We start from the raw sequence: 12,614 nt of genomic DNA on the forward strand, positions 1-12,614 counted from the left end.
TTTTATGTCACTTCAAACCACGTGCTATAACATCGTCACCGCCTCAAGCGACGCCCAACAACACAAGGGATTGAGCAAAGCCTTCGATTGGATGCTAATTTGTCTTGTGTTAATTAATGTGGCCGGCATGATGCTAGAAACGGTGCCTGACGTAGCGAAAGTATGGTCTTACGAGCTACATCTTATTGAAGTGGTCTCTGTGGTTTTGTTTACCATTGAATACGTTGTACGGGTTTACAGTAGCGCAGCGGCCCCGTGTCATAACAATGCTGACACAGCCAACGTCAGCGCTTGGACAAAACGTTGGCAGTACGTAAAAAGCCCGATGGCTATTGTCGACCTCATAGCCATACTACCCTTTTATCTCAGTGTCTTCTTTGTGTTTGATCTGCGTATTCTTCGTGTATTTAGGGTAATGCGTATTTTGAAAATTGGCCGCTATTCACGCTCTATGCAAACACTGGTAACGGTTATTCGTAATGAATCACATAGCTTGATAGCGGCGATTAGTGTGCTACTTGTTTTTACCGTTATTGCAGCCACCTGCATTTACTATATTGAACATAACGCACAACCCAACGTATTTAGTAGCATTCCAGCCTCGTTATGGTGGGCCCTCGTTACGTTAACCACTGTGGGCTATGGCGATGCTGTGCCGGTAACCGCATTAGGCAAGGTATTTGGCGGTCTCATTACCGTAATGGGTATTTGCTTTTATGCATTGCCCGCGGGGATTTTGTCATCGAGCTTTACTGCTCAGATGCAGCTTAGAAGAGACAGATTTAAAGACACGGTACGTATTGCCCTTGATGATGGGGAATTGAGTACACATGATCTCAGCCACATAAATCGAGTTCGTGACCTTTTAGATTTAGATGAGGAAGAAGCGCGGCTTATTGTTCGTTTATTGCAGCATCATCATAACAATGAAAATAAGTAGCGGTTATAAAACTATATGTCCTTCGACTTGATTCTTGCTGCCCATCAGCTTATAACTAGTATCCGTCATTCCCTAATAGAATTCCTATGTCTGTAAAACACCCTATTATTGCTATAACAGGCTCTTCTGGTGCGGGTACTACCACCACCACGAACGCAATTCGTCACATTTTTAGAAACCTTAGTGTGAACGCAGCAATTGTAGGCGGCGATAGTTTTCACCGCTTTACCCGTCCAGAAATGGAAGTAGAAATTCGTAAAGCGCAAGAGCAAGGTCGACACATTAGCTATTTTGGTCCAAAAGCGAACGACTTTGAGCTGTTGGAGACGCTCTTTAGAGAATACGGTAGTTCTGGTTCAGGCCAATTCAGACAATACCTTCACACGTTCGACGAAGCGGTACCGTTTAATCAAATGCCTGGCACATTTACGCCGTGGCAAGACTTACCCCAAAATACCGATTTACTGTTTTACGAAGGGCTTCATGGCGGCGTAAAAACCGAAGAAAACGACGTGGCCAAGCATGTTGACTTACTGGTCGGCATGGTCCCTATTGTAAACCTTGAATGGATCCAGAAAATTGTTCGTGATACCACCGACCGCGGTCACTCTCGCGAAGCGGTTATGAGCAGTATTGTGAGAGGTCTTGATGATTACTTTCATTATATTACGCCTCAGTTTTCACGGACTCACGTTAACTTCCAGCGTGTACCCACGGTAGATACTTCTAACCCTTTCAGCGCACGAGAAATTCCCACGCAAGACGAAAGCTTTGTGGTGGTGCGATTTAGGCGTGAAATGAAAAATGTCGACTACCCTTACCTGCTTAAAATGATCGACGGCGCATTTATGTCGCGCATTAATACCCTTGTGGTACCCGGCGGTAAAATGGGGCTGGCGATGGAGCTTATACTCTCCCCACTGCTTGAAGATATTCTTAATAAGAAGCGTCGTGCAGGGCATCAGATGGACTGGTTGAATACCGAAGAGTAGCCCCCTTCCCTTGGTGCTGCTTTCTATGGTTGTATTCTTCTCTTCTATAACAATATATTTACAACTGTAAGTCGTAATAGCGCTAGAAATACGTCATGGTAAGATAAATTATCGTCAGGATAGAAAACATGACAACTGTAAATAGTACCCAAATTTGGATAAACCAAAGCCAGCTCGATGACACCAAAGTGGTTGAGCTTCCCCTTTCTATCGATACACTTTCGCAAGACGAAGTCATGCTTGAAACCGACAGTTTTGGTTTCTCCGCTAACAACATTACGTATGCTGCCCTCGGTTTCAAAATGGGCTACTGGGGCTTTTTCCCCGCTGATGACGGCTTCGGTATTGTGCCCGTGTGGGGCTTTGCGACGGTTAAAGCATCTAATCACCCTGATGTTAAAGTAGGCGAAAAAGTGTTCGGCTACCTTCCAATGGCAACCCATTGGATAATAAAAGCAGGAAAAGTTGCGCCTCATGGTTTTTCTGATATCCATGAAAAACGAAAAAGTATTAGCCCCGTTTACGACCAATACCTTCGCTGCGCGGCAGACCCCGGCTACAACCCCGAGCGTGAAGCATGGCAGCTCAATTTCAGACCGTTATTTATGACATCATTTGTCCTTGATGACTACGTTGCTGAATTATCAAAAGGTGAGTCGTTACTGTTATCGAGCGCATCAAGTAAAACGGCATTGGGTACCGCGCAATTGTTAAAAACACAAAAAGGCGCACGCAACGCGAATTATAAAGTGATAGGGCTTACCTCTTCGCATAACGTTGAAATGGTAAAAGCAACGGAGTGCTATGACGAGGTCTACAGCTATAATGACTTAACCACGCTAGACACTAATGATAGTTATTGGCTTCTCGACTTCGCAGCAAACGGTACGTTAATAAACAATCTCACTGAGACTCTCGGTGATAAGTTAGCCAATGTCACGCTTATTGGCGCAACAGACTGGAAAGCAGAAGAAAAACCGAACCCTAAAGCATTGAGCGCTGAAATATTCTTTGCGCCATCACGTGTAAAGCTGCGCCAGAGCGAATGGGGTCATGAAGGTTTCTTAGCGAAGTATGCGGCTGCATGGCAAGGTTTTGCAACCACACTTCACGATACCTTTACTGAAGATGTCCATACCGGCAGCGATGCTATTGTGGCGTTATACCTTGATACGCTTACCGGCTCGGCAAACACAAAATCACTAAATGTTGTAACGTTTTAACCCATCGCTCACGCGCAATGTGTAAATACTGACACCATTTGTAACAAAGAGGGGATTACATAACCGTAATCCCCTCTTTTGTATTTGCCTGCATGTGGTTATAGTGAAACAAAAGAAATATCAAAGGTATGGTTATGGGTCAGGAAACCTCTAAAATTCTTGTAGTTGATGATGACATGCGCCTACGAAGCTTGTTGGAACGCTATTTGGTGGAGCAAGGTTATCAGGTAAGAAGCGCAGCTAATGCCGAACAAATGGACCGCCTACTGGAGCGTGAAAACTTTCACTTGATGGTTCTTGACCTTATGCTGCCAGGCGAAGATGGCCTATCCATATGTAGGCGTTTACGTCAGGCTGGCAGTGAACTTCCCATTATTATGCTTACCGCGAAAGGCGATGAAGTAGACCGAATTATTGGGTTAGAAATGGGCGCCGACGATTACCTACCCAAGCCGTTCAACCCTCGCGAGCTGCTTGCTCGCGCAAAAGCTGTATTACGACGTCGCAGCAGTGAAGCGCCCGGCGCACCATCAAAAGATGTTCAAATGATTGAGTTTGGCGAATACAAGCTAAACCTTGCCACCCGCGAAATGACGGCTGGCGATACCCCATTAACACTCACAAGTGGTGAATTTGCGGTATTAAAATCGTTAGTTACACACCCTCGAGAGCCGCTTTCTCGCGACAAGTTGATGAACTTAGCTAGAGGAAGGGATTACAGTGCACTAGAGCGCAGTATCGACGTTCAAGTATCACGTTTACGACGAATGCTAGAAAAAGACCCGGCAAACCCACGCTATATTCAAACCGTATGGGGGTTAGGTTACGTTTTTGTTCCAGACGGTGAAAATGTATAGCCGATTTGCGCCTTGGCGCATACACTCGTTGCGACGACTACACACACCATGCGCTTAATTCCCCACAGCGCATTTGGCCAAACCGTGCTATTGATTGGCGCTTTACTGCTGATCAATCAAATCGTGTCGTACGTGTCGGTTACCTACTACTTTATTCAACCGAGTTACCAGCAAATCAATAGCCTTTTAGCAACGCAGGTCAAAGGTGTCTTGGCCAACGACCTATTAGTCAGTAATGATGCCAGCAGACAACGATACTATGAGCGCACCCAAGTTCAGGTGCTAGAAGGGAGTCAAGCGAAAGTCCAAGGGCTAGACTCAGCGGTCTACTATAGCTTTATGTCCTCGCAAGTTAGCGAACAATTAAAACAGTTGGCTGACGTTCGCATAAGTACACTGTCACAAGTCAGTGATAGCGCATCGCCTTACACGGTATGGATTTCACTTTCGCGTTATCCGGATACATGGATAGCGATCCCGATAGACGGGCTAAATGAAGCGAACATATCCCCCCTTACTATGTACCTAATGGTGATAGGAATATTAAGTGTGGCAGGAGGCTGGCTGTTTGTGCGTCGAATGACCATGCCACTGTCGGCACTGCAACAGGCCGCAGTCCTTGTGGGAAAAGGAGAGCATCCTCAACCGCTTGAAGAACAAGGCAGCAGTGAAATGCGACAGGTAACACGGGCCTTCAATAGAATGAATCAAGGCATCAAACAGCTTGAGCACGATCGTACCTTGATGACGGCGGGGATTTCACATGACCTTCGGACACCGTTAACACGCATCAGGCTGGCCTCTGAAATGCTTCCAGACGATCAAGAGTGGATAAAAGAGGGAATTGTAAACGACATAGAAGACATGAACGCGATTATCGATCAGTTCATCGACTATGCTCGCTACGATAGCGAGGAAGTAAAAGAAGATATTGCGCTCAATACAATTATCAACGAACTCATGCAAGTAAGGCAGTTAGACGATACGCATCACATCGAGTTAAAACTTAATGCTATTCCATCGATTCCGCTACGCCGCATTGCAATGAAAAGAGTCATCGATAATTTAATCGAAAACGCCTTTCGCTATGGCTCAGACAATATTGTTATCTCTACGTATTTCAATAAAAGTGAGAAACGTGTTTATTGCAAAGTGCGTGATTATGGCCCGGGTATCCCCGAACATGAAATCGACAATGCGTTTATGCCGTTTGTTCAAGGGAACAAGGCTCGAAGCTCTTCAGGTTCAGGCTTAGGGCTTGCCATCATAAAACGTATTATTGAGGCGCATGACGGGCAAGTTAGCCTGCGTAATCACCCTTACCAAGGCTTAGTAGCCGAGTTTTATATTCCTGTCGACATTAATACGGTGAAACGAAAATAGAGGGGCGATAATCGCCCCACGTAGCTTATAAAATATTGATGGTAAGTTGTTGCTGATAATCGTATGAAAGCGATAAAGAGAGGGTTTTCTTAGATGCATCCCACTGCGATTTTATCGGCTTACCATTCACTAACACACCCTTTGGAGCACGCTCATAACCATGTAGCACCCACGTAATGTCACGCGTTTGCGGCATACCTACGTAACTCCCGTCGCTGCTCAACGTCAATGTCAGTTCCGTGCTGTCTGAATTAGAAGTCGATGCGGTAAAGCGCAATTCAGAAAACAGCGATTTATCTATCGTTTTAGGGTTAATGCCGTCATCGTCGTAAAGAGAATACTGTGACGTATTCACAGACGCATCATGCCAATAATGCACGGCAAATGACGTTGCATCATAGTGCTCGGTGCGTGATAAATTCTCGCTCATGGGCAAGAATGCACCTGCCTTGACCCACACAGGAAATGTGCTGTCGGTTAGCGGGTAGCTTACCTCTCGGTTTCCTTGGTACTTAGTATCACTGAAAAAGTCGAACCAAACGCCCGGTGGTAATGCGACAGGCCATGCGCTTACATCAGGTTGGGTGACGGGTGAAACAAAAAGCGCATCCCCCCAATAATAACTGCGGCTATTTTCAAACCACGTTTCATTGCCATGCATCATGGCAACTGGTCGCATTAACGGCGTACCAAAAAGCGAGTTTTCAAAGGCTAAGCTGTAATTATAAGGCAACATCGCGTAGCGCAGTTTAATAAACTGTCGTGCTATCGATTTCACAGGGTCTGCATGAAATACCGGTTCGGGGGCGATTGCGTCTTGCGCATGAGGACGAAAGACTGGCGAAAACGTACCAAACTGTAACCAGCGAGTGTATAGCTCTGCATCAAATGCATCGCCGCCAGCAAAGCCGCCTAAATCAGAATGCGTATAGGCCATACCGAACACACTCATTTGAAGCGCAAGCTCTACCTGTGGTTGTAGGCCGCCCCAACTGCGGCTTACATCACCAGTCCATGGCACCATGCCATAACGCTGACTACCCAAAAACCCTGAACGCATCAACACGAATGGACGCTGATGTGGCTGCAGCTCGGTTAACCGCGTAAATACCATTTCCGCCCACTTATGACCGTAAGCGTTATGAATGGCGTCACCTCGAACGTACTCGCCCGTATTACCGTTGCCGGATAAATGTTTGCTTTGCCATAAGTGAATGCTGTCATCTGGATGTACTTCTGGCTCACCCAAATCTCCCCACCACCCAGCGACGCCTTGCGCTGCAAGTTTTTCATAGAACTGCCAGAACCAGTCTTTACCCGCATCACTGAACACATCTACCAATCCGGTATTACCAAAGTAAAAGTCGAAGGTGTATGGCTTACCATCACTGTTTAGCGCTAACGCATTGCTATCAACCGCGCTTTGCCACTGTTTTGAGCTAGTCAGAATGAAAGGCTCTGTTATCAATACCGTTTTTATGTGTTGGTTATTAAGCGATGCAATCATGGCTTCTGGCTCTGGAAAGGTAGAACGGTCCCACGACAGATTCCCCATATGCCCTTTTACGTCTTTACCAAACCAGTACAGATCAAGCACCACGGCATCAAGAGGGATGTCTTGCTCGTTGAAAGCGCGCACTACATCATTAACTTCTTGCTGAGACTTATACCCAAATCGAGAGGCGAAATTTCCTAGCAGCCAACGAGGGGGAAGTGGCTGTTTTCCGGTAATAGAGACGGTATTTTGAATAGTTTCTGTCAGACTCTCACCTAACACCACAATGTAACTGGCGCGTCCTGATACCGCTTTGAACAGCAGCTCGTCTGGTATGGTTTTGCCTATATCAAGCTGGCCCGACGCAGCATTATCAAATAGCACGCTATACCCTTTAGATGACATTACCGCAGATAAACCAAAGTACATCTGATTAGATTCACTCGTGTAACCATAATGCGCTTTGTTGTAAAGCGGCATTGCATGACCCCGTCTGTTCATGCCGAGTACACGCTGCCCGCCGCCGTAAAGTTTTTCATCAGGCGTTAACTGCATTGATAACTGCACACGCCCCTTATCTACTGATAAACCGCTTTGCTCTTGTGTCATCAGGGTGTTGTTAAGATAAAAGCTAAGCTTATTGGATGCTCTGTTGATATGCACTGCGGCATGACCCGCCGAAAACACCAGTTTCTCTGGAAACGTGTCGAGCGCAACTGATGTTTGAGGTACTAGAGACTCGGGCAAAGCCAATGAGGGTAAATTGGCATGATTATCTTGTTCATACGTCACCGAGAAACTGTTTTTCGATACGGCTGACACTCGCAGCGTCGCTGTGTCGGTATGTAGTAACAGCGTGCTCCCTTCAACGACAAAATCAGTGACGCGCGCCACCGCATTAAATGAAGAAATGGTCAGTATAAGTAAAACCATTATCTGATTTATAAGTGAAGGGGCGCTATAAGCTCGATTAATTGAGGTGTTTTTTTCGCAAGTGACTAGGGAGGCGCTTTGGAAACGTCGCCCCCAATATTGTTTGATGCCATACATCATGATTAGTGCACTCTTATTATTGCATTATTAACAAAAGCATAACCATAGCGCTACGAAAACGAAACAAACATACGTATTCATAAGATAAAAAAAGCCCACGACGTTGCGTGGGCAAAAATTCAATCACGTTATCTGTGATGAACGTTGGGAAGGGGGAGGGTTCAGTTCCCCTTTATTCCACATTGGGCGCAAGCAAGTAGCCTATCACCGGCTTGCAACACCATAGGAATTAGTTACCTGGGCCAGCCTTTTTAATGGCGTCGCTCACGTCATATTTTTCAAAGTTTGCTTTGAAGTTCGTTACAAGGTTTGCAGCAAACTCGTCATACTTGGCTTTGTCTGCCCATGTGTTTTGTGGCACAAGCAAGTTACTGTCTACACCAGGAATAGCAACCGGCACATCAAGATTCAAAGCATCAATGTGTTGGGTTTCAACGTCGGCAAGCTCACCGGAAACTATTGCATCAACAATAGCGCGCGTCGTAGGTATGTCGAATCGACTTCCTGTTCCGTATGGACCGCCGGTCCAACCGGTATTGACCAAGTACACTTTCGCGCCAAATGTTTTAACGCGCTTAATCAAGAGCTCTGCGTAAACGCCTGCTGGACGTGGAAAGAACGGTGCGCCAAAACACGTCGAGAAGGTTGATTCGATATCGCTGGTAGAACCAATTTCAGTCGACCCAACTTTTGCCGTGTAACCGCTCAAGAAGTGATACGCAGCAGCCTCTTCACTTAGCACTGACACTGGAGGCAGTACGCCACTAACGTCGCAGGTTAGAAAAACCACTGAGCGCGGCTCGCCGCCTCGGTTCTCTTCAACGCGTTTTTCAATATGCTCTAATGGATAGGCTGCTCTGGAGTTTTGTGTCAACGAGGTGTCGGTATAGTCAGGCGTGCGAGTATCATCAAGCACCACGTTTTCTAAAATGGTACCAAATTTAATGGCGTTCCAGATAACTGGCTCGTTCTTTTGAGATAAATCGATACACTTCGCGTAACAACCGCCTTCGATATTAAATACGCTACCTGGTGCCCAGCCATGCTCATCATCACCAATAAGGAAACGCTTAGGGTCGGCCGACAAGGTCGTTTTACCTGTACCAGATAACCCGAAGAACAAGGTTACATCGCCTTCTTCACCCACATTGGCAGAACAATGCATAGGCAAAATGTCTTTTGCTGGTAACAAGAAGTTTTGAACCGAGAACATCGCCTTCTTCATTTCACCGGCGTAACGCATACCAGCAATAAGTACCCGCTTTTTCGCAAAGTTAATGATTACCGTACCGTCGCTATTCGTGCCGTCACGCTCAGGTTCACACACAAAACCCGGTACATTTAGAATTTGCCAAGGCTGCTGATCTTTTACGTTCCACTGTTCTGGAATAATAAAAAGGTTACGTGCAAAAACGTGTTGCCACGCAGTTTGTGTACGTACTTCTAATGGAAGAGCGTGTTCAGGATCTGAACCCACTTCTAGATGCGATAAAAAATGCTCTTGGGTCGCAAGATAGGCGTCAACGCGGTCCCACAACGCATCAAATTTATCAGCATCGAAAGGTTTATTTACCTTGCCCCACTCAATGTCGCTTTCTGTGGTTGCTTCCTTTACGATAAATCTGTCGTTTGGTGAGCGACCTGTTCGTTCGCCCGTCTCTACCACTAATGCGCCATTTTTATCTAATACACCTTCCCCACGCTTTACTGCTCGTTCAATCAGCTCAGCGCTGGACAAGTCAACTAATGGAGACATCTTCAAGTCCGTTTTCAATGTAGTTGCAGCCGTCATACCCGTAACCCTCTTTGTAATTTTTCAAAAGCACTTTCAAAAAAGTATCACCAGGCCAAGTGTAAAGTAAACAAGGTATAGGTAACATTTCGATGACGCATAGTGGTTATTCCCGCACTAACACTTTCATAAAAAATGAAATTTAATTACAAAGAAAAGGTTTACCCCGCATATAAATTCATTATTTTTCAAATTATAACGGAATATTACTAACAAGATGTGTGATGAGGGTGATGCTGAAAAAGCAAAAAATTACTTACAAAAAAGCTGAATAACAAAAGGGAGAGGGATTAAAAAAACAAAAACGGTCAATTATTGTACAAATGTGAAGCAATTTTTGAGCTAATCGTGTAATGGTGATCAAAAGACAATACCCCATACACTCTCCCCTAACATGAACCTGCATGTAAGGGAGAATGCGTTACCCGCGATGGCGAGCAAAAATAGCCTTTTTAAGGCTATTAAACGGGTTTATTGATTGGTTTGCGAAGAGGCATGGTTTCCACTATGAATCGCTTCTACATCAATGCTGTCGAACGCATACTCAGTGTGACAGTACTGACAATTCATCTTAATGGCACCGTCTTCTTCAATGATGGTCATTAATTCTTCTTTCGCCACGTGACGTAACGCCTCAGCACTCCGCTCTTTTGAGCACGTACACGCAAACGATACAGGCTGGGCCGGATAAAGCTCTACGTCTTCTTGGTGATAAAGGCGGAATAGAATGTCATTTACCGACAGAGTAAACATTTCTTCTTCTGACAAGGTCTCGGTAAGTGTAGAGATATGTTCAAACTCGGTTGCTTGTGACACATCGGTAGCGCTGGCATCGGTAGGTAATACTTGAAGCAACACGCCTGCCGCTTTTGCATTATCTGGGTTCGCCAAGTCTGTCATCAGGTGCACGCGCGTTGCCAACTGCTCAGACTGCGTAAAATACTCTTCTAAACACTCGGCTAGCGTTGGCTTTTCTAGCGCAACCACGCCTTGATACCGCTCTCCCTCATCAGGCGTTATGGTCATCACCAACACAGCGTCGGTTAATAACTCACTAAAAGTTTCAGGTAAAGAAGGCAGTGAATCATCCCAGCGCGCCACACCTCGCAGGGTTTGGTCGTGCGTTGCATTGATAACGGCATAGCTCACCGGCCCCTTGCTTTGAATTTGCAAAGCAATCTCGCCTTCAAACTTTAATGTGGCGGTAAGCAATGACGTGGCAGCTGCCATTTCGCTCAATAAACGCTGAATTTGCTTTGGGTATTCGTAACTGTGCACAATGCTGCGCAAACTTTCATCAAGACGCACGAGTTCGCCACGGACATTGGCCTGCGTAAAAATAAAACGGTGTAGTTGGTCAAAAGCACTCATAGGTGGGTCCTGTTCGTTAGCAAACTATTGCTGCTTAAATTTAATAATTTGTCGGCGCTGTTTTTTGTCAGGCCTATTGTCTGGCTTAGGGCTGTGAAATGCGTTCAATTTTCGAGCAGCTTGGTTTTCTTCACGTTTTGTTACACTTTCTGCAGTTTCAGCATACAGCTCTTGTGCTAATGCCGCGCTGAGCCTTTTATCACTCAACCCCAGCACTTCGATTGTTCGAGAATCCCATCCCGCGGGAACTTTAATCATAGCACCTAGCTCTACACTCTTACTTGGCTTAGCTCGGTGGCCGTTATAGTGCACTTTCCCAGACTGAACCATTTCTCTGGCTATCGCACGCGTTTTAAAAAAACGCGCAGCCCATAGCCACTTGTCCAGTCTGATATTTTGTGTTGTATTGTTGCTTTCCAATTGGCTCATGTAATATTTTCGTAATGCTAGAGCTTTAGTGTTGTGACCCTCACCTTGACTAGGCTATGATGGGTCGCTAAAGCGCGGTTAACCAAATTTTCACTTTATTATAATAAGCAGTACCATCAGTGGCAGCATGACATTCAATAAACCTAATCCACATACTCTGGCTTTATACCTAAGCCAGCACCAGAAGCGACTTCGCACAATTGTCGTAGTACTGTTAAGCCTGTATTTAATTGCATTCGCCGCTAAGTTAATGTGGCGAATTATACCTGAACCTCAATTATCCGCGACACCTACCGCATCACGAATTGCCCCCATTTCATCGCCATCAGGGCAAAGTGGGGTCAATATAAAGAAAATACAACAGCTAAATTTATTTGGTAATGCCACGGCAAAACCTAAGCCTGTGGAAGCGGCAGACATTACAGATGCGCCAGAAACGCGATTAAATCTAGTGTTAACCGGTGTCGTGTCCAGCTCTATTGAGAATGCAGGTACCGCAATAATAGAAAACAAAGGTAGCCAGGCAGTGTATGGCCTTGGCGAAAAAATCGAAGGCACCAACGCAACCCTGCAGCGTGTTTATACCGACAGAGTGATTATCAAAAACGGTATTCGAAACGAAACCTTGATGCTTGACGGTATCGACTTTGAAGAAGCGAATCGACGTCGGGCTCAGCAAGTACAAACCGCTTCTTCGGCTTCACCTTCACCTCGACAGAAAAGTAGTGAAGTTCGTCAGCTTTCTAGAGAAGCAGTGGAAGCCACTACGGCACTGCGCCAACGACCAGCCAGCTTTACTGATTTTATTTCCATATCGCCTAAAACGAATGAAGGGCGACTTATTGGTTACCAAGTAAGCCCCGGCATTGAGCCTGCTTTATTTAAATCAGCAGGATTAAAAGCGGGCGATGTGATTTCACAAATAAATGGGTTAGATCTAACCGACATGCAGCAATCTCAAGAGGCATTATCTGAATTAAGAAATGCACAAACCCTTGAACTTACAATAATTCGTGATGGTAGTTTAACCACGCTTTACCTTGATTTACCTTCTGCTACAGAATAATTAAAACAGGGCA

10 protein-coding genes are annotated in these 12,614 nt (G+C 45.5%); 6 read left to right on the forward strand and 4 right to left on the reverse strand.

The window, feature by feature from the left end; all coding sequences use genetic code 11:
• The first annotated feature begins 4 nt into the window (after positions 1-4).
• The 5 genes from ACOJRU_RS16800 to envZ all read left to right on the forward strand — a co-directional run bounded on the left by ACOJRU_RS16800 (position 5) and on the right by envZ (position 5,395).
• Complete coding sequence (locus tag ACOJRU_RS16800; protein WP_421132866.1) at positions 5-940, forward strand: ion transporter; 936 nt, start codon at positions 5-7, stop codon at positions 938-940.
• Between the two features lie 86 nt (positions 941-1,026).
• The gene (locus ACOJRU_RS16805; RefSeq protein ID WP_421132867.1) at positions 1,027-1,932 is read left to right on the forward strand and encodes a phosphoribulokinase; all 906 of its coding nucleotides are present in this window, start codon (positions 1,027-1,029) and stop codon (positions 1,930-1,932) included.
• Positions 1,933-2,060: 128 nt separating this feature from the next.
• Positions 2,061-3,155, forward strand: a complete 1,095-nt coding sequence (locus tag ACOJRU_RS16810) for a DUF2855 family protein (RefSeq protein WP_421132868.1) — start codon at positions 2,061-2,063, stop codon at positions 3,153-3,155.
• Positions 3,156-3,289: 134 nt separating this feature from the next.
• Positions 3,290-4,012, forward strand: a complete 723-nt coding sequence (gene ompR, locus ACOJRU_RS16815) for a two-component system response regulator OmpR (RefSeq protein ID WP_421132869.1) — start codon at positions 3,290-3,292, stop codon at positions 4,010-4,012.
• Between the two features lie 48 nt (positions 4,013-4,060).
• The gene (gene envZ / locus ACOJRU_RS16820; RefSeq protein WP_421132870.1) at positions 4,061-5,395 is read left to right on the forward strand and encodes a two-component system sensor histidine kinase EnvZ; all 1,335 of its coding nucleotides are present in this window, start codon (positions 4,061-4,063) and stop codon (positions 5,393-5,395) included.
• Positions 5,396-5,420: 25 nt separating this feature from the next.
• On the opposite strand, the gene ACOJRU_RS16825 is transcribed toward envZ, so the two are convergent.
• The 4 genes from ACOJRU_RS16825 to hslR all read right to left on the reverse strand — a co-directional run bounded on the left by ACOJRU_RS16825 (position 5,421) and on the right by hslR (position 11,535).
• Positions 5,421-7,823 carry a TIM-barrel domain-containing protein gene (locus tag ACOJRU_RS16825; protein WP_421132871.1) on the reverse strand — a complete coding sequence of 801 codons (2,403 nt, stop codon included), beginning with the start codon at positions 7,821-7,823 and terminating at the stop codon, positions 5,421-5,423.
• A gap of 349 nt (positions 7,824-8,172) precedes the next feature.
• On the reverse strand, positions 8,173-9,735 hold the full coding sequence (locus ACOJRU_RS16830; protein WP_421132872.1) for a phosphoenolpyruvate carboxykinase: 1,563 nt from the start codon (positions 9,733-9,735) through the stop codon (positions 8,173-8,175).
• Positions 9,736-10,206: 471 nt separating this feature from the next.
• Positions 10,207-11,106, reverse strand: a complete 900-nt coding sequence (gene hslO / locus ACOJRU_RS16835; protein ID WP_421132873.1) for an Hsp33 family molecular chaperone HslO — start codon at positions 11,104-11,106, stop codon at positions 10,207-10,209.
• Between the two features lie 24 nt (positions 11,107-11,130).
• Entirely contained in the window at positions 11,131-11,535 is a 405-nt protein-coding gene (gene hslR / locus ACOJRU_RS16840) for a ribosome-associated heat shock protein Hsp15 (protein ID WP_421132874.1), read from the reverse strand.
• Positions 11,536-11,662: 127 nt separating this feature from the next.
• Here hslR and gspC point away from each other — a divergent pair, with 127 nt between their 5' ends.
• Positions 11,663-12,601 (forward strand): type II secretion system protein GspC, encoded by a 939-nt coding sequence (gspC, locus tag ACOJRU_RS16845; RefSeq protein ID WP_421132875.1) that lies wholly within the window; start codon positions 11,663-11,665, stop codon positions 12,599-12,601.
• The last annotated feature ends 13 nt before the right edge of the window (positions 12,602-12,614 follow it).

The organism is Alteromonas algae (assembly GCF_049117195.1).
In the GTDB taxonomy this organism is placed as follows: Bacteria; Pseudomonadota; Gammaproteobacteria; order Enterobacterales; family Alteromonadaceae; genus Alteromonas.

Coding starts and splice junctions, on each gene's coding strand:
- ACOJRU_RS16805 (WP_421132867.1), top strand. CDS start 1,027: ATGTCTGTAAAACACCCTATTATTGCTATAACAGGCTCTTCTGGTGCG.
- gspC (WP_421132875.1), top strand. CDS start 11,663: ATGACATTCAATAAACCTAATCCACATACTCTGGCTTTATACCTAAGC.
- hslR (WP_421132874.1), bottom strand. CDS start 11,535: ATGAGCCAATTGGAAAGCAACAATACAACACAAAATATCAGACTGGAC.
- hslO (WP_421132873.1), bottom strand. CDS start 11,106: ATGAGTGCTTTTGACCAACTACACCGTTTTATTTTTACGCAGGCCAAT.
- ACOJRU_RS16810 (WP_421132868.1), top strand. CDS start 2,061: ATGACAACTGTAAATAGTACCCAAATTTGGATAAACCAAAGCCAGCTC.
- ACOJRU_RS16830 (WP_421132872.1), bottom strand. CDS start 9,735: ATGACGGCTGCAACTACATTGAAAACGGACTTGAAGATGTCTCCATTA.
- ompR (WP_421132869.1), top strand. CDS start 3,290: ATGGGTCAGGAAACCTCTAAAATTCTTGTAGTTGATGATGACATGCGC.
- ACOJRU_RS16825 (WP_421132871.1), bottom strand. CDS start 7,823: ATGGTTTTACTTATACTGACCATTTCTTCATTTAATGCGGTGGCGCGC.
- ACOJRU_RS16800 (WP_421132866.1), top strand. CDS start 5: ATGTCACTTCAAACCACGTGCTATAACATCGTCACCGCCTCAAGCGAC.
- envZ (WP_421132870.1), top strand. CDS start 4,061: ATGCGCTTAATTCCCCACAGCGCATTTGGCCAAACCGTGCTATTGATT.